22 protein-coding genes are annotated in these 25,605 nt (G+C 71.3%); 7 read left to right on the top strand and 15 right to left on the bottom strand.

Going from position 1 to position 25,605, the window contains the following annotated elements; genetic code table 11:
• Positions 1-87 precede the first annotated feature (87 nt).
• Positions 88-441, bottom strand: a complete 354-nt coding sequence (locus ACFW2E_RS05170) for an ATP-binding protein (RefSeq protein ID WP_384461597.1) — start codon at positions 439-441, stop codon at positions 88-90.
• A 148-nt stretch (positions 442-589) separates the two neighbouring features.
• Positions 590-1,753 carry an adenosine deaminase gene (locus tag ACFW2E_RS05165; RefSeq protein ID WP_384461595.1) on the bottom strand — a complete coding sequence of 388 codons (1,164 nt, stop codon included), beginning with the start codon at positions 1,751-1,753 and terminating at the stop codon, positions 590-592.
• Positions 1,754-1,866: 113 nt separating this feature from the next.
• On the opposite strand from ACFW2E_RS05165, the gene ACFW2E_RS05160 reads away from it, so the two are divergent.
• On the top strand, positions 1,867-2,631 hold the full coding sequence (locus ACFW2E_RS05160; protein ID WP_384461592.1) for an alpha/beta hydrolase family protein: 765 nt from the start codon (positions 1,867-1,869) through the stop codon (positions 2,629-2,631).
• A gap of 21 nt (positions 2,632-2,652) precedes the next feature.
• Here ACFW2E_RS05160 and ACFW2E_RS05155 read toward each other — a convergent pair whose 3' ends face one another.
• Positions 2,653-3,612, bottom strand: a complete 960-nt coding sequence (locus ACFW2E_RS05155) for a LysR family transcriptional regulator (RefSeq protein ID WP_384461589.1) — start codon at positions 3,610-3,612, stop codon at positions 2,653-2,655.
• Positions 3,613-3,675: 63 nt separating this feature from the next.
• Between ACFW2E_RS05155 and ACFW2E_RS05150 the strand changes: the two genes are divergently transcribed.
• The 3 genes from ACFW2E_RS05150 (at position 3,676) to ACFW2E_RS05140 (ending at position 7,317) form a co-directional block, all read left to right on the top strand.
• Complete coding sequence (locus tag ACFW2E_RS05150; protein WP_384461586.1) at positions 3,676-4,953, top strand: MFS transporter; 1,278 nt, start codon at positions 3,676-3,678, stop codon at positions 4,951-4,953.
• A 92-nt stretch (positions 4,954-5,045) separates the two neighbouring features.
• Positions 5,046-6,185 (top strand): DNA polymerase III subunit beta, encoded by a 1,140-nt coding sequence (dnaN, locus tag ACFW2E_RS05145; RefSeq protein WP_384461583.1) that lies wholly within the window; start codon positions 5,046-5,048, stop codon positions 6,183-6,185.
• Between the two features lie 118 nt (positions 6,186-6,303).
• The gene (locus ACFW2E_RS05140; RefSeq protein WP_384461581.1) at positions 6,304-7,317 is read left to right on the top strand and encodes a sigma-70 family RNA polymerase sigma factor; all 1,014 of its coding nucleotides are present in this window, start codon (positions 6,304-6,306) and stop codon (positions 7,315-7,317) included.
• Here ACFW2E_RS05140 and ACFW2E_RS05135 read toward each other — a convergent pair.
• The 8 genes from ACFW2E_RS05135 to ACFW2E_RS05100 form a co-directional block, all read right to left on the bottom strand.
• On the bottom strand, positions 7,201-7,587 hold the full coding sequence (locus ACFW2E_RS05135) for an STAS domain-containing protein (RefSeq protein ID WP_384461578.1): 387 nt from the start codon (positions 7,585-7,587) through the stop codon (positions 7,201-7,203). The genes ACFW2E_RS05140 and ACFW2E_RS05135 overlap by 117 nt on opposite strands.
• A 451-nt stretch (positions 7,588-8,038) precedes the next feature.
• On the bottom strand, positions 8,039-9,322 hold the full coding sequence (locus ACFW2E_RS05130; protein ID WP_384461575.1) for a thymidine phosphorylase: 1,284 nt from the start codon (positions 9,320-9,322) through the stop codon (positions 8,039-8,041).
• A 75-nt stretch (positions 9,323-9,397) separates the two neighbouring features.
• Positions 9,398-9,799: a cytidine deaminase gene (locus tag ACFW2E_RS05125; RefSeq protein ID WP_384461572.1), complete on the bottom strand. Its 402-nt coding sequence runs from the start codon at positions 9,797-9,799 to the stop codon at positions 9,398-9,400.
• Positions 9,796-11,058: an ABC transporter permease gene (locus ACFW2E_RS05120; protein WP_384461569.1), complete on the bottom strand. Its 1,263-nt coding sequence runs from the start codon at positions 11,056-11,058 to the stop codon at positions 9,796-9,798. Before ACFW2E_RS05120 ends, ACFW2E_RS05125 begins: the two co-directional genes overlap by 4 nt.
• Positions 11,058-12,173, bottom strand: coding sequence for an ABC transporter permease (locus ACFW2E_RS05115; protein WP_384461566.1), 1,116 nt, complete (start codon positions 12,171-12,173; stop codon positions 11,058-11,060). Before ACFW2E_RS05115 ends, ACFW2E_RS05120 begins: the two co-directional genes overlap by 1 nt.
• Positions 12,170-13,882 (bottom strand): ABC transporter ATP-binding protein, encoded by a 1,713-nt coding sequence (locus ACFW2E_RS05110; RefSeq protein ID WP_384461606.1) that lies wholly within the window; start codon positions 13,880-13,882, stop codon positions 12,170-12,172. The genes ACFW2E_RS05115 and ACFW2E_RS05110 overlap by 4 nt, the downstream gene beginning before the upstream one ends.
• Positions 13,883-14,132: 250 nt before the next feature.
• A complete protein-coding gene (locus ACFW2E_RS05105) occupies positions 14,133-15,158 on the bottom strand; it encodes a BMP family protein (protein WP_384461603.1) in 1,026 nt (341 codons plus the stop codon).
• A 274-nt stretch (positions 15,159-15,432) separates the two neighbouring features.
• On the bottom strand, positions 15,433-16,659 hold the full coding sequence (locus tag ACFW2E_RS05100; RefSeq protein ID WP_384461563.1) for an amidohydrolase: 1,227 nt from the start codon (positions 16,657-16,659) through the stop codon (positions 15,433-15,435).
• Between the two features lie 325 nt (positions 16,660-16,984).
• Between ACFW2E_RS05100 and ACFW2E_RS05095 the strand changes: the two genes are divergently transcribed.
• Complete coding sequence (locus ACFW2E_RS05095) at positions 16,985-17,653, top strand: class I SAM-dependent methyltransferase (protein WP_384461559.1); 669 nt, start codon at positions 16,985-16,987, stop codon at positions 17,651-17,653.
• A 147-nt stretch (positions 17,654-17,800) separates the two neighbouring features.
• On the opposite strand, the gene ACFW2E_RS05090 is transcribed toward ACFW2E_RS05095, so the two are convergent.
• From ACFW2E_RS05090 to ACFW2E_RS05075, 4 genes are all read right to left on the bottom strand, one after another.
• The gene (locus ACFW2E_RS05090) at positions 17,801-18,958 is read right to left on the bottom strand and encodes a hypothetical protein (protein WP_384461556.1); all 1,158 of its coding nucleotides are present in this window, start codon (positions 18,956-18,958) and stop codon (positions 17,801-17,803) included.
• Positions 18,959-19,005: 47 nt separating this feature from the next.
• Positions 19,006-19,941 carry an N-acetylneuraminate synthase family protein gene (locus ACFW2E_RS05085; RefSeq protein WP_384461552.1) on the bottom strand — a complete coding sequence of 312 codons (936 nt, stop codon included), beginning with the start codon at positions 19,939-19,941 and terminating at the stop codon, positions 19,006-19,008.
• Positions 19,942-19,955: 14 nt separating this feature from the next.
• Positions 19,956-21,293, bottom strand: a complete 1,338-nt coding sequence (locus ACFW2E_RS05080) for a cytidylyltransferase domain-containing protein (RefSeq protein ID WP_384461549.1) — start codon at positions 21,291-21,293, stop codon at positions 19,956-19,958.
• Positions 21,294-21,376: 83 nt separating this feature from the next.
• Positions 21,377-22,690: a DUF6716 putative glycosyltransferase gene (locus tag ACFW2E_RS05075; RefSeq protein WP_384461546.1), complete on the bottom strand. Its 1,314-nt coding sequence runs from the start codon at positions 22,688-22,690 to the stop codon at positions 21,377-21,379.
• 198 nt (positions 22,691-22,888) lie between these two features.
• Between ACFW2E_RS05075 and ACFW2E_RS05070 the strand changes: the two genes are divergently transcribed.
• Positions 22,889-23,869, top strand: a complete 981-nt coding sequence (locus ACFW2E_RS05070; RefSeq protein ID WP_384461600.1) for a glycosyltransferase family 2 protein — start codon at positions 22,889-22,891, stop codon at positions 23,867-23,869.
• The gene (locus ACFW2E_RS05065) at positions 23,869-25,221 is read left to right on the top strand and encodes a polysialyltransferase family glycosyltransferase (protein WP_384461543.1); all 1,353 of its coding nucleotides are present in this window, start codon (positions 23,869-23,871) and stop codon (positions 25,219-25,221) included. Before ACFW2E_RS05070 ends, ACFW2E_RS05065 begins: the two co-directional genes overlap by 1 nt.
• The last annotated feature ends 384 nt before the right edge of the window (positions 25,222-25,605 follow it).

The raw sequence follows: 25,605 nt of genomic DNA, 5'->3' as shown, positions 1-25,605 counted from the left end.
CGCGGGGCCCCCCCCCGCCGCCCCCCGGGGGGGGGCGCGCCGGGGGGCGGCCGCGCCCCCCCCCCGCCGGAGCGGGGGGGACTCGGGTCAGCCGAGCGGGATCCCGTTCACCGGCACGCCGTGCGTGGGCAGGCCCTGCAACGGCAGTCCGCCGAGGAGGCCCTTGACCGGAGCGGTCGGGCCCTGGGCGAGCAGCTTCTCGGCGGCCGGCTGGGCGGCGGCCAGGCCCGCGCCCACCGCGGCCTGGCCCTGGGAGAGCGCCTGACCGGCACCGGGCAGCGCCTTGCCGACGTTCTCGGCCGGCAGCGTCCGGGTGACGGTGTCCAGGGCCTGCGTGGCGTCCGGGACGGCCGGGGCCGCGTTGGCCGCGCCCGCGCCGACGGCGGCGAAGGCGGCACCGAGGGCGGCGACACCGAGGGTCTTGGCAGCAGACTGCTTCATGGTGGGTGCGTCCTTGAATGCGATAACGGGGATCAGAACAATCCGAGCGGTCCACGACCGTAAACACGCCGGGCCGCCCGCCGCAAACATCGAAATGCGGACGGGTTGTGAAGTCCGTCCGCATTCCGTACGCCCCGAACGCCCCCGGTCAGCCTTCGGATTCGTCAGAACCGCTGGTGGCGGCGGTCTGCCGGAACAGCCATTCGGATTTCAGCTCCGCGTATCCGGGCTTGATGACGTCATTGATCATGGCGAGTCGTTCATCGAAAGGAATGAACGCTGATTTCATCGCATTGACGGAGAACCACTGCATGTCGTCGAGCGTGTAACCGAACGCTTCGACGAGGTGCTCGAATTCCCGGCTCATGCTGGTGTGGGACATCAGACGGTTGTCCGTGTTCACGGTGGCCCTGAAGTACAGCCTCCGCAGCAGCCCGATCGGGTGTTCGGCGTAGGAGGCGGCGGCCCCGGTCTGGAGGTTCGAACTGGGGCACAGCTCCAGCGGGATGCGCTTGTCCCGCACGTACGAGGCGAGCCGGCCGAGCTTCACCGAGCCGTCCTCGTGGACCTGGATGTCGTCGATGATGCGCACCCCGTGCCCGAGCCGGTCGGCGCCGCACCACTGCAGCGCCTGCCAGATGGACGGCAGTCCGAAGGCCTCGCCGGCATGGATGGTGAAGTGGTTGTTCTCGCGCTTGAGGTACTCGAAGGCGTCCAGGTGCCGGGTGGGCGGGTAGCCCGCCTCGGCGCCCGCGATGTCGAAGCCGACGACACCCAGGTCGCGGTAGCGGTTGGCGAGTTCGGCGATCTCCAGGGCGCGGGCCGCGTGCCGCATGGCGGTGAGCAGGGCGCCGACCCGGATGCGGTGGCCGTTCTCCCGGGCCAGCCGCTCGCCCTGCCTGAAGCCCTCGTTGACCGCCTCGACGACCTCCTCGAGGCTGAGCCCGCCCTCCAGATGCTGCTCGGGTGCGTAGCGCACCTCGGCGTAGACGACACCGTCCCCGGCGAGGTCCTCGGCGCACTCGCGGGCGACCCGGACCAGCGCGTCGCGGGTCTGCATCACGCCGACGGTGTGCGAGAAGGTCTCCAGGTACCGCTCCAGGGAACCGGAGTCGGCGGCCTCGCGGAACCAGACGCCGAGCTTGTCGGGATCGGTCTCGGGGAGCTGGGAGTAGCCGGTTTCCCCGGCGAGTTCGACGATGGTCCCGGGACGGAGCCCACCGTCGAGATGATCGTGCAGCAGAACCTTGGGCGCCCGGCGGATCTGGTCCGACGTCGGGATGCTCCCAGTCTGGGCAGTCTGGCTCGTCATCTCCGCACTCTAACGCCTACGCGCGTAGATCGCCCGGTGTACGAATCCGTCGATACGTAACGGTGACCGCACGGACGGGTCGCGTACACCCGTACTTCTGACACTGTTCTGTCATGGCACAGCAATCGGCGCCGGTACGAACGGCCAGGCTGGGAAGGGCAGTCGGCCAGGAGCCGACGGCGGTGAGCGGAGCGGTGCTGCTGCTCCCGGGCGGCGAGGAGGTCTCCGCCCGCAGACCGTCCTCCGTATGGGCGACGGCATCCGTGCGCGGCCTCGGCCGCACACTGGCGCGCGCGGGGCGCGAGGAGGGACTGGCCGCGCACACCGTCCACTACCGCTACCGCGGCTGGAACGGCAGCGAGGCGCACACCGCGAAGGACGCGGCCTGGGCCGTCGACGAGGTCGTACGGCGCTACGGTGACGTCCCCGTCTGCCTGGTCGGCGTGGGGATGGGCGGCCGGGCGGCGCTGCGGGCGGGCGGCCACGACGCGGTCAACTCCGTCGTCGCGATCGCCCCCTGGCTGCCGGAGGAGGACGTCGCCGCGCCGCCGGAACCGGTGAAACAGCTCGTGGGGCGCCGGGTACTGATCGTGCACGGCACCAACGACGAGCGGACCGATCCCGAGCTGTCCTTCCGGCTGGCGACCCGGGCGAAGAAGGCGAACCGGGAGGTGTGCCGGTTCGAAGTGCACTCGGACGGACACGCGTTGCACCAGTACCGAGACGAAGTCCACGCGCTCGTCGCGGACTTCGCGATGGGCGCGCTGTTCGGACACGCGCTCTCCCGTCCGGTGGAGGACGCGCTGGCCGCTCCGCCGCCCCTCGGCCTGCGGATGCCGCTGGCCGTCGGATTCGGGCGCTCGCTGCACCGGACGTGAGGGTCGGGCGAGCCGTGGGGGTCAGGCGAGCAGCTTCCCCCGCCGCGACAGCAGGAACTCCTTGAAGGCGGCCACCGGGGGCGTGTCCGGGTGGCCGTCCAGCCAGGCCACGCCGATCTCGCGTACCGCCCGCGGCGCCGTGACCGTCAGTTCCACCACTCCCGGACGGGGAACGGCCGGCGGGGGCAGCAGACACACGCCCAGTCCCGCCGCCACCAGGCCGCGCAGCGTCTCGGCCTCCTCACCCTCGAAGGCGACCCTCGGCTTGAACCCGGCCTCCCGGCACAGGGCGTCGGTGATGCGGCGCAGGCCGTAGCCGGGTTCCAGGGTGACGAAGGTTTCGTCGGCGGCCTCGGCGAGCCGGACCCGTCTGCGGCCGGCCAGGGGGTGGTCGGCGGGGACGACCAGGCGCAGTTTCTGCTCTTCCAGGCGCCGGGCCACGAGGTCGGGGGCGTCGGGGACCGGGGAGGTCAGACAGAGGTCGAGTTCGCCCGCCCGCAGCCCCTCGAGCATCGCCTCGCCGTAGTTCTGGACGAGGCTGAAGCGGACGCGCGGATGGTCGGCGCGGAAGGCCTGGAGCAGCCCGGGGACCGTCTCGGCGCCCATGGTGTGCAGGAAGCCGAAGGCGACCTTGCCGGTGGCCGGGTCGGCGTCGGCGCGCACCTCCTCGGCGGCGCGCTCGATCTCGGCGAGCGCGCGTTCGACGGAGGTGAGGAAGGTACGGCCGGCCGGGGTGAGGGCGACGGTACGGCCGCGGCGGGCGAACAGGTCGACGCCCAGGTCCCGCTCCAGCCGGACCATGGCCCGCGACAGCGTGGACTGCGGCACCTGCGTCTCCTGCGCGGCCCGGGTGACGTGCTCGGTGCGGGCCACCGCGGCGAAGTACGCGAGGCGCGGGGCGAGCAGCCGCGCCATGTCCGTCATGTCTTCTGTGTCACTGAACGGTGACAGGCTCGCCTGTGACCTCTGCTGATGCACCATGGGAACGATTATGACGAGTCCGTGCATTGGACGGATGAGCCGGCGCGTACGTAACTTCGAGGCATGTCTCCCGCCAGTACCGGGGCGTCCACCGCCGTGGACGCCGTCTCGTCCGTCTCCGCCCCCGACTCCCGCATGACCCCGGGCGGCCCCGGCTACCGCCGGATGAGCCTCGCCCTCTTCCTCGCCGGTGTCGCGACCTTCGCGCTCCTCTACTCCACGCAGGCCCTGCTCCCGCTCGTCTCGGGCGAGTTCGGGGTGGCGGCGAGCGAGGCGAGCTGGACGGTGGCGGCCGCGACGGGCGGTCTGGCCCTGTTCGTGCTGCCGATGAGTGCGCTGTCGGAGCGCTTCGGCCGCCGTACGGTGATGACGGCCTCGCTGGCGGTCGCGGTGTCGGTCGGCATGCTGGTCCCCTTCGCTCCCTCGATCGGCACCCTGGTGGTGCTCCGGGCGGTCCAGGGCGCGGCGCTCGCCGGGCTCCCGGCGTCGGCGACGGCGTACCTGGCCGAGGAGGTGCGGCCGAAGGCCCTGGTCACGGCGATCGGTCTGTTCGTCGCGGGCAACAGCGTCGGCGGCATGAGCGGCCGGGTCATCACCGGCTGGGTCGCGCAGGAGTGGGGCTGGCGGGTCGCCGTCGGTGTGATCGGTGCGATCGCGGTCGTCTGCGCGGTGGCTTTCCGGCTGCTGCTGCCGGCACCGAAGCACTTCAGGCCGGGCTCGCTGCGCCCGCGCGATCTGGCCCGCACGGTCCGCGACCACCTCTCGGACCCGCTGCTGTGCCGGCTGTACGCGATCGGCGCGCTGTTCATGACGGTGTTCGGCGGCGTCTACACGGTGATCGGCTACCGCCTGACGGAGGCGCCGTTCGGGCTGCCGCAGGGCATCGTCGGCTCGATCTTCCTGGTGTACCTGGTGGGTACGGTGTCGGCGTCGACGGCGGGCCGGCTGGTCGGCCGCCTGGGCCGCCGGGGCGCGCTCTACCTCGCCGGGGGCACGACGGCGACGGGCCTGCTGCTCTCCCTGGCCGACTCCCTCCCGCTGGTCCTGCTGGGCCTGGTCCTGATCACGGCGGGCTTCTTCGCGGGCCACGCGGTCGCCTCCTCGGCGGTCAGCAAGACGGCCACGCGCGGCCGTGCCCAGGCCGCGGCCCTCTACCAGTCCGCGTACTACATCGGCTCCAGCGCCGGCAGCACGGTGGGCGCGATGGCCTTCCACGCGGGCGGCTGGGCCGGCACGGTCGGGGTCGGCATCCTGGCGGTGCTCGGCGTCGTGACGATCACGGTGTTCGGCTCACGGGCGGCCCGGGTGGCCGCGCGCGGGAAGCTGGTCACCGCGCACTGACCCCCTTCGCTGCTTTCCCCCTGCTCAGAGCCGATTGTCAGTGGTCGCCGATAGCTTCCGCGGGTCAGCCGGACCGAGCAGGGGGTTTTCGCATGGAGTTCCAGGTCGGGCGCGGGGCGTTCGCCGAGGCCGTGGGATGGGCGGCGCGGGCACTGCCGTCGAAGTCGCCGGTTCCGGTGCTGGGCGGGCTGCTGCTGGAGGCTGATGCGGGGCGGCTGACGGCGTCCGGCTTCGACTTCGAGACGGCGGCGCGCATCGGGACGGACGCGGAGACGAGCGGGTCCGGCCGGGTGCTGGTCCTCGGGCGCAGGCTGCTGGACATCTGCCGGGTGCTGCCGGAGGGCGCCGTGCGCTGCGCGCTGGAGGGCACGCGGTTCACGGTGGAGGCGGGCGGGACGGAGTTCGGGCTGTCGACGCTGCCGCTGGACGAGTACCCGCCGCTTCCCTCGCCGCCCGCGCCGTACGGGGTCGTGGACGCGGCAGGATTCGCCGACGCGGTCGGCCAGGTCGCCGTGGCCGCGGGCCGGGACGACACGCTCCCGGCGCTCACGGGCGTCCAGCTGCGCCTGGAGGGCGAGGAGATGACGGTGTCGGCGTTGGACCGCTACCGCTATGCCGTTCGGAAGCTGCCGTGGAAACCGGAGGCGGGAGCGGACGGCGAGGCGGTGGAGGCGCTGCTGCCCGCGCGGCGGCTGCTCGACGTGGCACGGTCGCTGGCCCGGTGCGGGAGCGTGCGCATCGGTCTGGATCCGTCGGCGCCGGGTGGTGGCCTGGTGGGCTTCGAGGGCGGGCGGATGCGCTCGGTCGTACGGCGGCTGGACGGACGGCTGCCCGGCTACGGGTCGCTGTTCGAGCTGACGGGGGCCGCGGTCGCCGAGGTGGAGTGCGGGGCGCTGGCGGAGGCGGTGCGCCGGGTCTCGGTGGTGGCGGAGGCGAACAGTCCGGTGCGGCTGGACTTCTCGGCCACGGACGGGTCGGTGCGGGTGCGGGCCGGCTACGGGGACGACGTGGCGGCACAGCGGCTGCCGGCGGCGCTCACGGGCGCCGAGGAGGTGACGGTGGCCTTCAGGCCCGCGTATCTGCTGGACGCGCTGAACTCCTTCGAGGGGCCCGTGCTGCGGATGGAGCTGCTGGGGGCCGGGCAGCGGGCGCTGCTGAGCGCGGCCGGGGCGGGCGCGGAGGACGTCACCGCCCACCGGCATCTGCTCATGTCCGTGAAGCAACTGGTCTGAACGCCCATCGACCTGGCCCTTTGCAGGCTCAGGGGGCCATTGTCAGTGGGCTGCGGTAGCTTCCGAAGTGCTGGGCGCGAAGGCACTGCACAGGAACGGCCACAGGGGTGGGTGGACGATGAGTGACGGCACGGCGACGACGGACCTCGACGTCGCACTGGAGAAGTACCGGACCGAACTGACCGGCTACTGCTACCGCATGCTCGGCTCCTCCTTCGAGGCCGAGGACGCGGTGCAGGACACCCTGGTCCGGGCCTGGCGGAGCTACGACAGGTTCGAGGGCCGCTCCAGCCTCCGCTCCTGGCTGTACCGGATCGCGACGAACGTCTGCCTGGACATGCTGACCGCGGGGAACAAGCGGGCCCGGCCGGTGGACCTGTCGGACTCGACTCCGCTGGCCCGGGCGGCGCTCTCCCCCCGCCCGGACAGCACCTGGCTGGAGCCGATGCCCGACGCCCGCGTGCTCCCCACGGTGGACGACCCGGCGGAGGCGGCCGTCGCCAAGGAGTCGGTCCGCCTCGCGTTCATGGCGGCCCTGCAGCAGCTGCCGCCCAAGCAGCGGGCGGTGCTGATCCTGCGCGAGGTGCTGGCCTGGAAGGCGAGCGAGGTCGCCGAGCTCCTGGGCACCACGGTCGCCTCGGTCAACAGCGCACTGCAGCGGGCTCGGGCGACGCTCGCGGAGCGGGACGACAAGGGTGCCGGGGCGGCGGTCTCCGACCCGCTGGACGAGGAGCAGCAAAAGCTCCTGGAGCGTTACGTGAAGGCGTTCGAGGGCTACGACATGACGGCTCTCACCGCGCTGCTCCACGAGGACGCCGTCATGACGATGCCGCCGTTCGACCTGTGGCTGACCGGCCACGACGACATCACCGGCTTCATGACGACCCTGGGCTCCGCCTGCGCCGGCTCCCGCCTGCTGCCGGTCCAGGTCAACGGCGTGCCCGGCTTCGCCCAGTACAAGCCGGACCCGGAGGCGGGCGGCTACACGGCGTGGGCCGTCCAGATCCTGGAGATATCAGGCGGGCGACTGACCGGGTTCCACTTCTTCCTGGACACGAAGCGGTGGTTCCCGCTGTTCGGGCTGCCCCTCCAGCTCGAAGCGGAGGCCGACGAGATCGAGGAGGGCGTGTAGCGCCGGGTCGGGGTCCCGCAGTCTTATCCGCCCTCCGGCCCGCCGGGCGGCCAGCTCCAGCCGGGCGAGCAGGTCTATGACCCCCAGCCCGGGAGGCCCGAGCCCACCCACGTCACATACGACGACACCGGCTCCGGTGAGCTCCAGCAGCGCCCGCACGTCGTTGCACAGCCCCGGCACCTTGTCCTTGGTGACGGGGCCGGGCAGCACGAGTACGGCCGGTGTCTTGGCGTCCACGTGCTGTAGACCGATCAGAAGGCCACAACTCATCGGGGGACAGCTTGGCCGGGTGATGCCGGTTCAAGCGAGGGGGGAACGCTGGTGTCCAGAACCAGTTTGAACGGAGCAGGCAGTGTGAGCTGCTCTCCGTACTCGACCGAGGAATGAACAGGCCGCCCGTCTCCGGGCACGTCGGCCCGAGCGTCCGGTAGATGCCCCAGTCGCAGTCAGGAGCAGCTCAGCCGTGTCGTTGTGCTCTTCGGACGGTGGAGGTGACGCGGTGACGACCCCTTCGATGATCTGCACCTTGCTGCCCTCCGGAGCATCCGTCTCCTTCCAGACACGGACGATCTCGTCCCAGCCCCTCCCTCCCGGGAACTCGGGCTCGACGCTGAGTGCGCCCGTGGCGGTGTCTCCCATCGGTGCGTCACCGGTCCCAGCATGCCGAACGGGACCGGCGGGGGTCCACCGGTCCCGTTCACCCGAAAGGGAAATGCCCTGGTCAGGCGATACGTTCCAGCACGACCGGGGTGGCGGAGAACGCGGTACCGGGCGCCGCGATGTCGTACGAGCCCGCCACCGCCTGGAGCGCGTAGTCGAAGCGCTCGGGGGTGTCCGTGTGCAGGGTCAGCAGGGGCTGGCCCGCGGTGACCGTGTCGCCGGGCTTGGCGTGGAGTTCGACGCCGGCGCCCGCCTGCACGGGGTCCTCCTTGCGGGCGCGGCCCGCGCCGAGGCGCCAGGCGGCGATGCCGATGTCGTAGGCGTCGAGACGGGTGAGGACGCCCGAGGCCGGGGCCTTGACCACGTGCTGCTCCTTCGACGTGGGCAGGGGCGCGTCGGGGTCGCCGCCCTGGGCCGCGATCATGCGGCGCCAGACGTCCATGGCGGAGCCGTCGGCCAGGGCCTTGGCCGGGTCCGCGTCCTTCACGCCGGCGGCGTCCAGCATCTCGCGGGCGAGCGCGATCGTCAGCTCGACCACGTCCGCCGGACCGCCGCCCGCCAGGACCTCGACCGACTCGCGGACCTCCAGGGCGTTGCCCGCCGTGAGGCCGAGCGGGGTGGACATGTCGGTGAGGAGCGCGACGGTCTTCACGCCGTGGTCGGTGCCCAGGCCCACCATCGTGGAAGCGAGCTCGCGCGCGTCCTCGATCGTCTTCATGAAGGCGCCGGTGCCCACCTTCACGTCCAGGACCAGGGACCCGGTGCCCTCGGCGATCTTCTTCGACATGATCGAGGAGGCGATCAGCGGGATCGCCTCGACCGTGCCGGTGACGTCGCGCAGGGCGTACAGCTTCTTGTCGGCCGGGGCCAGTCCGTCGCCCGCGGCGCAGATCACCGCGCCGGTGGTGTCGAGGACGTGCAGCATCTCCTCGTTGGACAGCAGGGCGCGCCAGCCGGGGATGGACTCCAGCTTGTCGAGCGTGCCGCCGGTGTGGCCGAGGCCGCGGCCCGACAGCTGCGGGACCGCCGCGCCACAGGCGGCCACGAGGGGGGCCAGCGGGAGCGTGATCTTGTCCCCGACGCCGCCCGTGGAGTGCTTGTCCGCCGTCGGGCGGGACAGGGAGGAGAAGTCCATGCGCTCGCCGGACGCGATCATCGCGGCGGTCCAGCGGGCGATCTCACGACGGTTCATGCCGTTGAGCAGGATGGCCATCGCGAGCGACGACATCTGCTCGTCGGCGACCTCGCCGCGCGTGTACGCGTCGATGACCCAGTCGATCTGCTCGTCGCCGAGCTCACCGCGGTCCCGCTTGGTGCGGATGACGGAGATGGCGTCCATGGCCATGGCGTGCGTTCCTTCCGGGAGGTGCGAAACACGCGGCCCCTCCGATCGGATCTGCTCGGAGGGGCCGCGGTGGAGTTACTTGCTGAGATGGTCCGGGCCGAAGGCCTGCGGGAGCATCGCGGAGAGCGGCAGGACGCCCTCCGGGGTGTCCACCAGCAGGTCGGGCCCGCCGAACTCGTAGAGCAGCTGGCGGCAGCGGCCGCACGGGACGAGCAGCACACCCGTGCCGTCCACGCAGGTGAAGTGCGTCAGGCGGCCGCCGCCCGTGCGCACGAGCTCGGACACCAGCCCGCACTCGGCGCACAGGCTGATGCCGTACGAGGCGTTCTCGACGTTGCAGCCGGTCACCGTGCGCCCGTCGTCGACCAGGGCCGCAACGCCTACCCGGAAGCCCGAGTACGGGGCGTAGGCGTGGGACATGGCGTCCCGCGCCTTCGCGCGCAGCGCCTCCCAGTCGAAGTCGGCGGGCGAGGTCACTTGCCCTGTCCCTTCCGGTACGGCAGGCCGTCCGCCTTCGGCATCCGCAGGCTCTGCGCGGACAGCGAGAGCACGAGCAGGGTGACGATGTACGGGGTCGCGGTGACGAGCTGGCGCGGGACCTCGTTCGTGGAGGCGTACCAGACGAACATCAGCGCCGAGATCACGGCGGTGATGACGGCCGGGACGAACCTCTTCTTCCAGGCCAGGTACGCCGCGCCGAACACCAGCAGGATCGCGAGCAGCAGGATCAGCGCGTGCACGTTAACGGTACCGCCGCGCAGGTTGAGGCTGTCGGTGTAGCCGAACAGGCCGGCGCCCAGGGCGAGGCCACCCGGCATCCAGTTGCCGAAGATCATCGCGGCGAGACCGATGTAGCCGCGGCCGGCGGTCTGGCCGTCCAGGTACACGTTCGACGCGACGATCGACAGGAACGCGCCGCCGAGGCCCGCGAAGCCGCCCGAGACGATCACGGCGATGTACTTGTACTTGTAGACGTTGACGCCGAGGGACTCGGCCGCCACAGGGTTCTCGCCGCAGGAGCGCAGTCGCAGGCCGAAGGCCGTGCGCCACAGCACCCACCAGGTGATCGGGACCAGGGCGACGGCGATCACGGTGAGCGGCGACAGGTCGGTGACCAGACCGCCGACCAGACCGGCGATGTCCGAGATCACGAACCAGTGCTTCTCGTTGAGGGTGTTCAGCCAGTCGGAGAGGCCCGGGATGTCGAAGGTGCCCAGCGAGTCGATCGGCGGGGACTGCTTGGAGGAGCCCTGCGGGGCGTTCTCGAAGGTGAACTTCGACAGGTAGCGGGTGACGCCCAGCGCCAGGATGTTGATCGCCACACCGGAGACGATGTGGTTGACGTTGAAGGTCACGGTGGCGATGGCGTGCAGCACGGCGCCGAGTGCACCGCCGATGACACCGAAGACGACACCGGTCCACGGGCCCCACTGGTAGCCGGCCCAGGCGCCGAACCAGGTGCCGAGGATCATCATGCCCTCGAGGCCGATGTTGACGACGCCGGAGCGCTCGGACCACAGGCCGCCGAGGCCCGCGAGGCCGATCGGCACCGCGAGACGCAGGGCCGTGGACATCTGGCCGGTCGAGGTGATGCCGTCGGCGCCGGTGATGAGGCGGACGGCGGAGGTCAGGACCAGCACGCCCGCGATGATCAGCAGGAGTACCGGCAGTGACATACGGCGGCTGCCCCTGCCGGGCTGCTTCGCCTTGGGCTTGGCGATGGTCGCGGTGCTCATCAGGCCGCCACCTCCTTCTTGGTGTTCTGGGCGGCGGCCAGCTCGGCGCCGACCCGGCTCTGCTGGCGGCGCAGGCCCCACTGGCGTACGAACTCGTAGGAGATGACGACCGCGAAGACGATCAGGCCCTGCATGATCGTGGCGATCTCCTTCGGGTACGCCTCCGGGGTCGCGTAGTCGAGGGCGGGCGACGCCTTGTCGAGGAAGGCCCACAGCAGGGCGGCGAACGCGATCCCGCCCGGGTTGTTGCGCCCGAGCAGGGCGATGCCGATGGCGGTGAAGCCGAGGCCCGTCGGGAAACTCAGGCTGTAGGTGTGGCTCTCGCCGAGCAGCAGAGGCAGACCGGCCAGACCGGCGATCGCGCCGGAGATCAGCATGGAGACGAGCACCATGCGCTTGGCGCTGACGCCGGAGGCCGCGGCGGCGGTCTCGGAGGCGCCGGTGGCGCGCAGGTCGAAGCCGAAGCGGGTGCGGTTGAGGACCAGCCAGTACAGGACGCCCAGCAGGATCGCGAGGAAGACCAGGCCGTAGATCTCACCGACATCAGCGCCCAGGTTGATGCCGGGGAACCAGCCGGACTTGTGCATGATGCCGGTCGTCGCGTTGTTGCCGACCTGCACGCCCCATACGTTGGTGAGGGTGACGTAGCCGATGACGCTGGTGGCGATCGCGTTCAGCATGATCGTCGCGACGACCTCGCTGACCCCTCGGGTGACCTTCAGGACGCCCGCGATGCCGGCCCAGAAGGCGCCGGTGCACATGGCGACCAGCAGGAGCAGCGGGATCTGCAGGAAACTCGGCAGGGCGATGTTCGCGCCGACGACGGCGGTCATCACCGCGGCGAGGCGGTACTGGCCGTCGACGCCGATGTTGAACAGGTTCATACGGAAGCCGAGAGCCACACCGATGGCGGCGATGTAGTACAGCGACGCCTGGTTGATGATCAGGACCTGGATGTCCGAGTACGGCAGCTGCTGAAGCATCAGTCCGTACGGCTCGACCGGGTTCTTGCCGGAGGCGACAAGAACGATCGAGGTCAGCGCGATCGCCAGGACGAGCGCGATGACCGGGCCGGCCACCGCGAGGAGCACGCGCTCCTTGTCGAACTTCTTCATCGGGCCTCGTCCTCCGGACCGGCGTCTGCCGCGTCTTCTGTGGCGTTCTCTACGTGCTCCAGGTGGCCGGACGCGGCGCCCGTCATCGCCGAGCCCAGCTCCTCCGGCGTGATCGTGGCGGGGTCGGCGTCCGCGACCAGCCTGCCGTTGTAGATCACTCGCAGGGTGTCCGACAGGCCGATCAGCTCGTCCAGGTCCGCAGAGATCAGCAGCACGGCCAGGCCCTCACGACGGGCCTCGCGGATGCGGTCCCAGATCTGCGCCTGGGCGCCGACGTCCACACCGCGGGTGGGGTGGGCGGCGATCAGGAACTTGGGGGCGTGGCTCATCTCGCGGCCGACGATCAGCTTCTGCTGGTTGCCGCCGGACAGGGAGGCCGCGGTGACGTCGATGCCGGGGGTGCGGACGTCGTACTCCTCGACGATCCTGCGGGTGTCGGCCTGCGCGCCCTTGGGGTTGAGCCAGAAGCCCTTGGCGTTGGGCTTCTCGGTGACGTGGCCGAGGATGCGGTTCTCCCAGAGGGGGGCCTCCAGGAGCAGGCCCTGGCGGTGGCGGTCCTCGGGGATGTAACCGACGCCCGACTCGCGGCGCCTGCGGGTGGACCAGGAGGTGATGTCCTCGCCGAGGAAGCGGACGGAGCCGGAGTCGGCGTTCTTCAGGCCGATCAGCGCGTCGATCAGCTCGGTCTGGCCGTTGCCCTCGACACCGGCGATGCCCATGACCTCGCCGGCGTGGATGGTGAAGGAGACGTCGTCGAGAACGCGCTTGGCCTCGCCGGGGGTGGTGGCCTCGGTGAGGACGTCGGCGCCCGCCGTGGCACCGGCCGAGCCGACCGTAGCGGTCTCGGGCTGCGCGCCGATCTCCCCGAGGGAGGCGCCACCGCTCGCGTAGACGATGAGATTCCGGGCTTCCAGCACGGCCCGATCGGTGACCGTCGACTCGGCGGTCTCCGGGGTGGGCAGCTCGCTGCCGACCATCATCTCGGCGAGCTGGCGCGGGGTGGTCTCGGAGGGGATGGCTGTGCCCACGGTCGTACCGCGGCGGACGACGGTGATGTCGTCGGCCACGGAGAGCACCTCGCCCAGCTTGTGCGAGATGAAGATGACGGAGAGGCCCTCGGACTTGAGCTCGCGCAGGTTGTCGAAGAGCGCGTCGACCTCCTGGGGCACGAGGACGGCGGTGGGCTCGTCGAGGATCAGGGTGCGGGCGCCGCGGAAGAGGACCTTGAGGATCTCGACCCGCTGCCGGTCGGCGACGCCAAGGGCCTCGACGAGCACGTCCGGGCGGACGCCCAGGCCGTAGCGGTCGGAGATCTCCTTGATCTTGTTGCGCGCGTTGCCACCGATGCCGTACAGCTTCTCGCTGCCCAGCACCACGTTCTCCAGCACGGTCAGGTTGTCCGCCAGCATGAAGTGCTGGTGGACCATGCCGATGCCACGGGCGATGGCGTCGGCCGGCGACGAGAAGGTGACCCGCTCGCCGTCGACCGCGATGGTGCCCTCGTCCGGCTTCTGCATTCCGTAGAGGATCTTCATCAGGGTCGACTTGCCGGCGCCGTTCTCGCCGACCAGGGCATGGACGGTGCCTTTGCGGACAGTCAGGTGGATGTCGTGGTTGGCTACGACACCCGGGAATCGCTTGGTGATCCCCGCCAGCTCGACCGCGACTGTCGACTCTGCGGTGAGCGGAGGGCTGCTGGACGCGTCGATGGCGCACTCTCCTCGGGAAAGGGGCCGCTCTACGCGCGTAGCGCCCCTGCTTTAAATAGTGCCCGGACCCGACCGATCTCGTTTCGTACCCGACTCGATCGTTTCCGAGCATTCTGCCGCGCGAACGGGGCGCGGGCGGCCCAGGCGGTTGACGCCAGAGCCGATCCTTCCCGTGCCCCGTTCCGTGGCCGTAACGCTGCCATTACAGCGCTCTTTTGGCCATGCCTACGACAGGCCTACGACACTCCCGTCAGGAGGTCTTCACCACGATGGTGCCGTTCTTGATGCCCTTTTCGGCCTTCTTGATCGCGGCCTGGATGCCCGCGTTGTTCTTGAAGGTCGGGTTGGACTCGGCGATGCCCACGCCGCCCGACTTGAGGTCGCCGCGGACCTCGCCCGACAGCGGCTTGCCGTTGACGACGGACTTGACGAGGTCGTACACCGCACCGTCGACGTTCTTGAGGGCGGAGGTCAGGATGTAGTTCTTGTACTTCGCCAGCGCGTCCTGCTTGTACTGGTCGGAGTCCACGCCGATGGCCCAGATCTTGTGCTCGGCCGCGGCCTTGATGACACCCTGGCCGGACAGACCGGCGGCGGCGTAGATCACGTCGGCGCCCGAGTCGATCTGACCCTTGGCGGCGTTCTCACCCTTGTCCGGGCTGGAGAAGCCACCCTCCTGCGGGGTCTGGGTCAGGTACTGCTTCTCGATCTTGATCTTCGGGTTGACCGACTGCGCACCCTGGACGAAGCCCGCCTCGAACTTGTGGATCAGCGGGATGTCCACACCGCCGATGAAGCCGATGTGGTTCTTCTTGGTGGCCTTGGCAGCCGCCACACCCGCGAGGTACGAGGACTGCTCCTCGTGGAACACCATGTCGGCGACGTTCTTCGACGTGATGCTGTTGTCGTCGATGATGCCGAAGGTGAGCTTCGGGTACTTGGCCGCGACCTCCTTGACGGCCGGCGCGTACACGTAGCCGACACCGATGATCGGGTTGTAACCCGACTTGGCCAGCTGCTCCAGGCGCTGCACCTTGTCCGCGTCGGTCTCGTTGTCACTGGGCTCGACGTCCCGGCCGCCGATCTTGAACTCGGTCTCGGCCTTCTGGAAACCGGCGTAGGCGGCGTCGTTGAAGGACTGGTCGCCCTTGCCGCCGATGTCGTAGGCCAGACCGATGCCCTTGCCCGAGTACTTGCCGTCCTTGGACGTGTCCGAGGAGTCACTGCTGGACTTGCCGCACCCGGCGGCCGCGAGGGCGACGACCGCGACGGTCACCGCAGCTTGGGAGAACCTGGTCCTCCGAGAGATCAGACGCACAGCAAGCACCCTTCATCCCCACGGCACCGTCACCGGCCCGCTTCCCCAATGTGCCGCCAGTGGTGGCGATTTCGGCGCACAGTAACGCGCGTAGAAGGCGAGGGGAACGGTGTTTCTCCCGGCCGTTATCGATTCGTGCCGACTCCGGGTTACAGCCGGGATCTGCCGGTTACACCAGGGTGACACAAGAGGACGAAGGGGTGCGAAAAGGGCACCCCTCTCCTCCCGGTCGCTACTCCACGGCGTCGAGCAGAGCGGCGGCGGTGAACAGCTCCACGCCGACCGTGATGGCGTACTCGTCGGCGTCGAAGTCCCCCTGGTGCAGGTCGCGCACCGTGCGCTCGCCGGGGGTCCGCACGCCGAGCCGGGCCAGGGCGCCCGGCACGTGCTCCAGGTACCAGGAGAAGTCCTCGCCGCCGAGGCTCTGCTCGGTCCCCTCGACCGACTCCGCGCCGCGGCGCGCGATCATGGCGTCCCGCAGCAGCTCGGTCACGGCCGGGTCGTTGACCACCGGCGGCACGCCCCGCACGTAGTTGATCTCCGACTTCGCCCGGTGCATGGTCGCGACCTCGTCGATCGCCGCGTGCACGATGTCGGGCGCCTGCCGCCAGCCCTCCAGGTCCAGGCACCGCACGGTCCCGGAGAGCTCCGCGTGCTGCGGGATCACGTTCGGCGCGTGCCCCGACTCGATTCGCCCCCAGGTGACGGCGAGCCCGCTCCTGCTGTCCACGCGCCGGGCGACCAGCGCGGGCACGTCGACGGCGACCCGGGCGGCGGCGGTGACGAGGTCGGTGGTCAGATGCGGCCGGGCGGTGTGTCCCCCGGCCCCGTCCAGGGCGACCTCCAGCCGGTCGCAGGCACTGGTGATGGCGCCCTGCCGCAGCCCGATCCGCCCGACGTCCACCCGGGGATCGCAGTGCACCGCAACGATTCTCCGCACCCCGTCCAGGACGCCGCACTCGATGATGTCGGCCGCACCGCCGGGGAGCACCTCCTCGGCGGGCTGGAAGATGAGCCGCACGGGCCGGGGCAGCAGCCCCCTCCCGTGCAGCTCGTTCAGGACGAGCCCGGCCCCCAGCACCACGGTCGTGTGCACGTCGTGCCCGCAGGCATGGGCCCGGTCGGGCACGGTCGACCGGTACGGGCACTCACTCTTCGTGTCCGGGATGGGAAGGGCGTCGATGTCGGCCCGCAGGGCGAACACGCCTCCCTCCGCGCCGCCCGTCTCCGGAACGCCGATGTCACAGACGAGCCCGGTTCCGACGGCGAGGACGCGGGGCTGGAGCCCGGCCCTCTCCAGCCGCTCCTTGATCGCGGCGGTCGTGCGGAACTCCTGGTTGCCGAGTTCGGGGTGCATGTGCAAGTCGCGCCGGAACGCCACGAGGTCGGCGTGCAGCGCTTCGCTCAGCACGCCCGGAAGCGCACCCCCGGACAGATCGGCCTCGGACTCTCGGGACATCAATTGGTTCACCCTCTGAAGGGTAGGACGCCCGGGCGGTCAACTGACCCTCGATCAACAAAAGTTCAACCCGTTAGGGGAAGAAAATCTGGACCACCGGACGCATAGCTGTCGACTGGGATGGGTACACTCGCCCGACTTCCGGTCAAGTCGATCACGAAACGCCGCCGGGCGCGACCCCAGTCGCACCCCGCCGGACCCCTGCACCCTTCACCGGTCCTTTCCTCCACGGATACCACGCCCGGCCCGAGCGCCACTGGAGCTGTCCACCCACCGGACCCAAGAGGCGCACGGCCCGGCGCGCGCCCCGGTATCGTGCGCCGTCGTGACCGAACCGGACTTCATCCAGGCCGCCCGCTCCTCCTACGACACGATCGCCAAGGAGTACACGGACCGCTATCCGGATCACCTCGCGGACAGACCCGTGGACCGGGCCATGATCACCGCCTTCGCGGAGCTGGCGGGCAGGGCCGCTCCCGCCCCCGTCGCCGACCTCGGCAGCGGACCCGGTTTCGTGACCGCCCGCCTCCACGACCTCGGCGTGCCGGCGTTCGGCGTCGACGTCTCGCCCCGGATGGTGGCCCTGGCCCGCGAGGCCCACCCCCACCTGCGCTTCCACATCGGTTCGATGACGTCCCTGGACCTCCCGGACGGGACGCTGTCCGGGATCGTCGCGCTCTACTCGATCATCCATGTACCGGACGAGCACCTGCCCGCGACCTTCGCGGAGTTCCACCGCACCCTCGTCCCGGGCGGCCATGTGCTGCTGGGCTTCCAGTGCGGCGACGGCGACGGCACCGGCCATCTCCGTCTGACGGAGCGCTTCGGGCACGGGATCGGCCTCGACTACCACTGGCGCACACCGGAGGCGGTGTCCGGCCTGCTGGCCGGGGCCGGCCTCCGGCCGTGTGCGACGACCGTGCGCGAACCCTCGGACGAGGAGAAGCGCCCCCGTGCCTACGTCCTGGCCCGCAAGGCTCCGGCCGGCGGATGACGCCGCACGGCCGGTGCCCCGGCCGGGTCCTGTCGCCGCACCCTTGTCGTCCGCCCGCTCGGGGGAGCGTGCTCCCGGCGTGCCGGGCCCCGGCCGCGTACTGGATGTGCGTGGCCTCGCCGGGCGGGCGGGGATGTGACGAGAGGGCTAGACCGCGCCCACCGCGGCCAGCCGGTGCACGTCCCTGGCCGTGCCCGTCACGCCCGACAGGAAGCCCTGGGCCCGGGGCGACGCGTTCTCCGTCAGCCACGCCGGGTCGATGTCGCACACGGCGACCCGCACTCCCGTGCCGGCCAGCGCGAGCGGCAGCGTGTGGACGACCGTGGACGGGAAGCTGAGGATGGTCCGCCCGATGGGCCCCCGCCGCGCGATCAGCTCCAGCGGGAGGTCGGGGCGGACGATCTCCAGTCCCGTCACGGCGGCGAGCCGGTGCAGTTTCTCCGCGCTCTCGCGGCGGTGGGCGAAGTACCGGGTGGCCCCGTGGGCCCTGGCCAGGCCCTGGACCGCCGTCAGATAGCGGTCCCCGTCCACGACGCCGGTCTCGACCAGTGACGTGCCCACCATGTCCGCGCTCCTGGTGATGCGCGGCGGGCCGAAGCGGGCCCGGGTCCAGCCGAAGTCGTTCGCGGTGACCGTGACGCCCTCCGGGGTCTCCTCCATCGGCATGGAGGAGAAGACCTCCACCCGGCGCTTGGCGCTGGGGGTCAGCCGGCGGCGGGCCGAGGACGACACGGGGGCGAAGAGGAGGTCGCGCGGGCCGGGGCGGCCGCCCTTGCGGTGCCAGCGGACCAGACGCTCGCCGCGGGCGAGCTGGGCGACGAACTCCATCGTCGCCGTGCCGTCGTCGACCACCACCAGGTCCTTGGCCCGGGTGATCGTCAGCAGCAGTTGCACGTAGCGGGAGAACGGGTCCCCCATGACGATGCGGTCCGCCCGGCGCAGTGCGCCGGCCAGGCCGCCGATGGTGTGGAAGGGCGCGGTCGTACCGCCCCGCGCCTCCTCCCAGCGCACCCGGTACCCCTCGTCCCGGGCCAGATCGGCCATGCGGCGCAGCTGGCCCCGGGTCATGGGGTCGGTCGGGGACAGGACGACGACGGTGAGCTCCGCTTCGGCCGACGGTGATCCGCCCTCGGTGGACCGCCTCACCTGGGACGGCACGGACGCCAGCGGCCCCGCTCCGGAATCTCCCGCCCCTCGCAGGGCGTGGACGTGCGCCCACTCCAGCACGTTCAGCAGCTGTACCGGGCTCTCCACGAAGGCGAGCGTGCGGGGCGTGGTGCCGGTGTTCCCGGCGCGGGGGCTCATCGACGTACGACCGTCCCGTCGTAAGGCGTTGTCGGCGTTCAGGGTGCTCAGACCGCGACCGGCTCGCCCGCCGCCGCCGCGATCTCCGCCTCGGCGACGACGCCGGCGACACGGCGCAGCTTCTTCATCGGGCCGAGCTCGGAGTCGTAGACCTTCTTGACGCCGTCACCGAGGGAGGCCTCGATGGTGCGGATGTCGCGGACGAGGCGCGTGAGGCCCTGCGGCTCCACGGAGGCGGCCTGGTCGGAGCCCCACATGGCGCGGTCGAGGGTGATGTGGCGCTCGACGAAGGCGGCGCCGAGGGCGACGGCGGCCAGCGTGGTCTGCAGGCCGGTCTCGTGGCCGGAGTAGCCGATCGGAACGTTCGGGTACTCCTTCTCCAGCGTGTTGATCACGCGGAGGTTGAGTTCCTCGGCCTTCGCCGGGTAGGTCGAGGTGGCGTGGCAGAGCAGGATGTTGTCGCTGCCCAGGACCTCGACGGCGTGGCGGATCTGCTTGGGGGTCGACATGCCGGTGGAGAGGATGACCGTGCGGCCGGTGGCGCGCAGGGCGCGCAGCAGCTCGTCGTCGGTCAGGGAGGCGGAGGCCACCTTGTGCGCCGGAACGTCGAACTTCTCCAGGAAGGCGACCGCCTCGGTGTCCCACGGGGACGCGAACCAGTCGATGCCCTTCTCCTTGCAGTACTCGTCGATCTGACGGTACTCGTCCTCACCGAACTCCACGCGGTGGCGGTAGTCGATGTAGGTCATCCGGCCCCAGGGGGTGTCGCGCTCGATGTCCCACTGGTCGCGCGGGGTGCAGATCTCCGGGGTGCGCTTCTGGAACTTGACGGCGTCGCAGCCGGCCTCGGCGGCCACGTCGATCAGCTTGAAGGCGTTCTCCAGCTCACCGTTGTGGTTGATGCCGATCTCGCCGCAGACGTAGACGGGGTGGCCGGGGCCGGCGGTGCGGGAGCCGAACTGGCGGACGCGAGAGGTGCTCATGACAGGGGGTGTCCTTACTTGGTGAGGGAATCGAGAGAGGGGCCGAGGATCCAGCTGGCGATCTCTCGGATCGCGCCGTCGCCGCCGGGGACGGTGGTGACCGCGCGTGCGGCGCCGCGCACGACGTCGTGGGCGCTCGCGACCGCCACGGGCCAGCCGGCGAGGGCGAAGCACGGGAGGTCATTGACGTCGTTGCCGACGTAGAGCACGCGCTCAGGCGCGATGCCCTGCTCCTCGCACCACTGCTTGAGCGCGAGGTCCTTCCGGTCGATGCCGTGGAGCACCGGGATCTGCAGCTTCCGGGCCCTGGCGGCGACGACCGGGTTCTGTTCCGTGGACAGGATCAGCATCTTCAGGCCGCTCCTGCGGAGGGCCGCGATGCCGAGTCCGTCGCCGCGGTGCACGGAGACGAACTCCCGTCCGTCGGAGTCGATCAGCACCCGGTCGTCGGTCTGGGTGCCGTCGAAGTCGAGGACGACCGCGTCGATGTCGTCGGCGGTCGGGAGCGAACCGACGGGGGTCCCCCCTGCTCGAGCGGAGTCGAGAGCTTGGGGGAGGTCCGCGTCGAAGAGGGGGGCCAGCGCGCGGGCGCGGGCCAGGTCGTGCGGGTCGTCGATCTCCAGCACCCGGGCCGGGTCGGTGCGGACCAGCTCGGTGTGGCCGAAGAAGCGGTGGTTGTGCTTGCGGAAGCCGGCCGCGTCCATCGCGTAGGCGGCGCCGGTCTCCAGCAGGTCCTGGGGGCGGTCCTGGCGGCGCGGGCGGAACGACTTGTCGTGGTTGACACCGTAACCGCCCTCGGTGGCGGTGGAGCTGGCGACGGTGACCGAACCGCCGACGGCCGCCGTGGACTCGGGGCCGACGACCTTCGGGTCGTCCGCGGCGTCCCGCCAGATGAAGCCGTGGAAGGGGGCCACCGTGACCGCCGTGTCGGCGCCGTTCTCGACGACCGCGCCGGCCACCCCGTCGATGTCCTCGCGGACGATGAAGGGGCTGGTGCACTGGACGAGGAGCACGACGTCCACGGGCGAGCCGTGCAGCGCCTCGTGGGCGTCCATGGCGTGCAGGACGGCGGCCTCGGAGGTGGCGGTGTCGCCGGCGATGGCGGTGGGACGCAGCACGACCTCGGCGCCGGCCTGACGGGCCGCGGCGGCGATCGCCTGGTCGTCGGTGGAGACGACGACGTCGGTCACCAGCCGGGACGCCCGGCACTCGCGCACGGCGCGGGCGACCAGCGGGACGCCGCCGACGGGGGCGAGGTTCTTGGCGGGCACGCCCTTGGAGCCGCCGCGCGCGGGGATCACCGCGAGGACCCGGCGTACGTCTGCGCCGTGCCCCGCTTCGGGGTTGGACATGGGCTCTACTCCTCGGTCCGCCTGGGCGGGGACGTGGGCTCCTCGGGCAGGCACTCGCTCTCCTCGGTCGGGGTTCGGACCGCTCACAGCTCCCCCATCCGGCGGATCACGGGAGCCACGCGCTGGACGCCGTGCCGGTAGGCGCCGCGCGCCGCCCGGCGCACGATCTGGCGGACCGGTCCCGGCGCCTTGTCGGCGGCGGGGGCGCCGGGCAGCGGGGAGCCGTCGGGGCCGAGGTGGTGGCGGGCGAGAATCCCCGGCAGATAGCCGGGCGCGGTCTCGGTCGTGTAGTAGGGGTTCAGCGGCGGCAGGCCGCCGGGGCGGTCGAGGAGCTGGGCGATGCGCTCGCGTGCCGCGTCGAAGGCGGTGCCGTAGGACCCGTCGGCGGCGACACCCTGGCGGGCGACCCACTCTTCGTCGGGCTTCGGCCGGTGTCCGGCGTCGAGCTGGTCCCAGGAGGCGAGGCAGCCGGAGCCGGCGAAGTGGTGGTTGCCGAGCACCTCGCGGACGCCGAGGTCGGTGAGGACCACGGTGGGGATCCGGCGGTGCAGCGCCTCCAGCGCGGCCGTGGAGCTGACCGTGACGAGCAGGTCGGTGCGGTCGAGGACCTCGCCCATGTGCCCGTACACCAGGCGGAAGTTGGCGGGCAGGTCCATGCCCTGCGCCAGCTTCTGGTAGGGGAGCTCCTCGATGTGCGTGGTGTGCTCGCCCGGCTTGGAGCGCAGTTTCAGGAGCACCTCGCGCTCGGGGTGCCGGCGGGCGTGCTCGATCAGCCGGTTCAGCAGGTACGTACGGTCCTTGCGGTTGTCCGGGACCGAGGGCTGGACCGCGAACACGACGGTGTACGGGTCGTGTTCACCGGTGTACGGCTCGCCGCCGAGGAACGGCAGGGCGACCTCGGTCACCGAGGACGCGTCGGCGCCCACTCCCTCGTACACGGCCCGGAAACGGTCCGCGTCCTGGCGGGAGTTGGCGAGGACGAGGTCCGCGCCGTGGCGCAGCAGGAGGCCGTCGGCGAGCTTCTCGTAGACGACGCCGACATAGCCGGTGACGACGACGGGACGCTTCCCGGAGCCCTCCCCGAGCCGCCGCAGCCCGTGCAGCATCGCCTGCACGGCGCCGCCGACGAGGGCGAGGACGAGGACGTCGTACGACTCCTCGCGCATCGCACGCAGGAACTCGACGGCGGTGACCTCGCGGAGCGAGTCCGCGTGGACGCCGACCTCGTTCAGCTGCCGGGCGGTCGGGGTGGCACGGCCCCGCAGGAGGTAGCCGTCGAGCCGGATGTCCGAACCCTCGGGGACGACGCGCTGCGCGGTGAGCGCGCCCCATTTCCACCGGGTGTCGGAGTCCGCCAGGACGGCGATCCGCGGGGACTTCGTTGCACTTGCTGGCACGTCGAAGACGCTAGGAAGGCATTCCTAGGTTCCGCCCAACCCGAATGCAACAAACGGTTAACAGCGCGTCGACGAATGGCGAATCAGCCCCGGAACGCATGGCAGAACAACCCGGTTCACAGCTTCGCCACGTGCAGTTCACCTGACATCAAGCCGGCGTCCAGAACGAATGACGGGCCGCCCTCTAACGTCACCGGGGTGGTGAAGCTCTCGGTCATCGTGCCGTTCTACAACGTCCAGCAATACGCGCCGGACACGCTGAAGAGTCTGCGCGCGAACGTGCGTGAGGACTTCGAATTCATCCTCGTCGACGACTGCTCGCGCGACGGGACTCCGGACATTCTCGAGCGCGCGGAGCGCGAGCTGCCCGGTGCCGTGCTGGTCAGACACGAGCGGAACGGAGGGCTGGCCACCGCGCGCAACACCGGGATCGACCGGGCGCGCGGCGAGTACCTCACGTTCCTGGACGGCGACGACTGGCTCGCCCCGGGCTACTATCCGCGGCTGGTCGCCGCCATCGAGGAGCTGGGCTGCGACTTCGTGCGCACCGACCATGTGCAGTGCACGGCCAGGACGCGTGCCGTCCACCGGGTGCCGCACGGCCGCCGGGGTGTCGTGATGGACCCGCGCAAGGCGATCCTGCCCGCCGACCGGTCCACCTCCGTCGACTACGCGTACGCGTGGGCGGGCGTCTACCACCGCCGGCTGGTCGACCGCGGGCTGCTGCACTTCACCCACGGGCTGCGCACGGCCGAGGACCGGCCCTGGATCTGGAAGCTGCACCGGGAGGCGAATTCCTTCGCCGCGGTGGGTCTGCTCGGCGTGTACTACCGTCGCGGTGTCGCCTCCTCGCTCACCCAAATCGGCGACGTGCGACAACTCGATTTCATTCGCGCGTTCGACCAGGTAATCGAGGAAACGGCGCGCGATCCCGAGGCCGATAAGCTGCTGCCGAAAGCAGTGCGCACTTATTGCGCAATCATGGCCCATCATCTCGGATCGATCGAGAGGTTCGAACCCGCCGTGGCCCGAAAATTGCGTTCTCTCAGCTCAGCCGCTCTGAAACGACTGCCGCAGGACGTGCTGGCCGAGGTGATGGACTCGATGGACCCGCAGCGGGCGAGCCGGCTGCGGCGGCTGCGGCGCCGGCCCTCGGGCACCCGGACGGTGGCCGCCTGATGCCCCGTACCACCCACATCTTCTGCGCGTCGACCCTGTACGGAGCCGCGACCCTCGCCGCGGCGATCGACGCCGGGCTGTTCGGCCCGGCCGACCGGCGGCTGCTGCTGGTCACCAACAACGCGGCCACGCCCGAGACCACGCCCCCGGTCGACCGGATGCCGGGTTTCGCCCGGCTGCGCGAGCGCTTCGACGAGGTGCTGTCCTGGAACGAGACCATCGCCCCCTTCCACCCGAGCGGCTGGGGCCCGCGCGCGGACGACATCCCCATGTGGGAGCGGTACGTCCGGCTGCTGTGGGGGCTCGGCGACGACGAGATCCGGCTGGCCGTGGAGTCGGTGCAGGTCAACCCGTCGCTCGCGCTGTGTCAGCTGTTCACCGGCGCTCCCGTCGATGTCTACGCGGACGGCCTCATAAGCTATGGCCCCACCCGCGACAAGATCGATCCGCTGGTCGGCACCCGCATCGGCCGCCTGCTGCACCTCGACCTCGTCCCCGGGCTGACCCCGCTGCTGCTCACCGAGTTCGACGTCGAGCCGGAGCTGGTGCCCACGGAGGCGTTCCTGAAGGTGCTGGAGGAACTCGCCGACGGGGAGGCCGCGCTCCCGGGCACCGGCGACCCGCGCCCGGCCCTGCTGCTCGGCCAGTACCTCTCGGCGCTGGACATCCTCGGAGACGCCGAGGAGGAGGAGCTGCACCTGAGGATGGTGCGCGGCGCGGTGGCGCTCGGCCACCGCAGGCTGGTCTTCAAGCCGCATCCCGTCGCCCCCGCCCGCTGGTCGAAGCTCCTGGAGGACGAGGCGACCCGGCTCGGCGCCGAGCTCACCCTGCTGGAGCGGCCGGTGCTCGCCGAGGTGGCGTTCCAGCGGATGCGTCCGGCCCTGGTCGTCGGCTGTTTCTCCACGGCGCTGTTCACCGCCGCCGGGCTGTACGGCCTCCCGGTCGCCCGCGTCGGCACCGACACCGTCCTGGCGCGCCTCGCGCCGTACCAGAACAGCAACCGCGTGCCGGTCACCATCGCCGACGCGCTGCTGCCCGAGCTGGGTGACCGCAAGGCGGTGGCCGACTGGTCGATGCCGTCGGCCGGGCGGGTGGACGACCTGGCCACGCTGCTCAAGGCGGTCGGCTTCGCCATGCAGCCCAGGATCTACCCGCGGCTGCGCAAGGACGCCGAGGACTATCTCTCCCGGCACCTCAGTCCGCACACCTGGCGGTACTTCAAGCGCCGCCGTCTGACCTCGCTGGCCCTGCCCGGCGCCGTACCCGCCCAGCTGTCCTTCATCCCGCGCAACGCGACCGTGCGCCGTCTGGCGCGCCGTGCCCGGGCGCTGCGGCAGAGTGCCAGGCGCTGAACCAGCCCCAGCGCCGCCACGCCCCCGTGCCCCTCGAAGGGCCGGGGGCGTCCGCGTGCAGCGCGCACCTGCGGGCAGGCGTCCGAAACCCTCGCATCCTCCGGGGCTGGGTCCGTGGCCGACGCCGGTGGTCACGACCGCCGCTCTGGCGGCCTGGCCCGGCTGATCCACCGCCGGGTGGAGCGGCCCTTCGGGCCCGGCGCTGAAGCGGGCCCTTGCGGCGCACGGGCCGCGGGTCCTCGGCGTGCGGTGAACGGCCCGGGGGCCGGCGGGCGGTGGTGTTCCCCCCCCCGCCGGGGCCCCGGGGGGAGCAACGCCCCCCCCCCGGCCCCCCCCGGGCCCCCCCCCCCCCCCCGGGGGGGGGGCCGGTCGACGGCCCGGGTG

The sequence above is a fragment of the Streptomyces sp. NPDC058964 genome (assembly GCF_042741275.1).
Lineage (GTDB): Bacteria > Actinomycetota > Actinomycetes > Streptomycetales > Streptomycetaceae > Streptomyces.
This window is presented reverse-complemented; position numbering and strand designations above follow the sequence as displayed.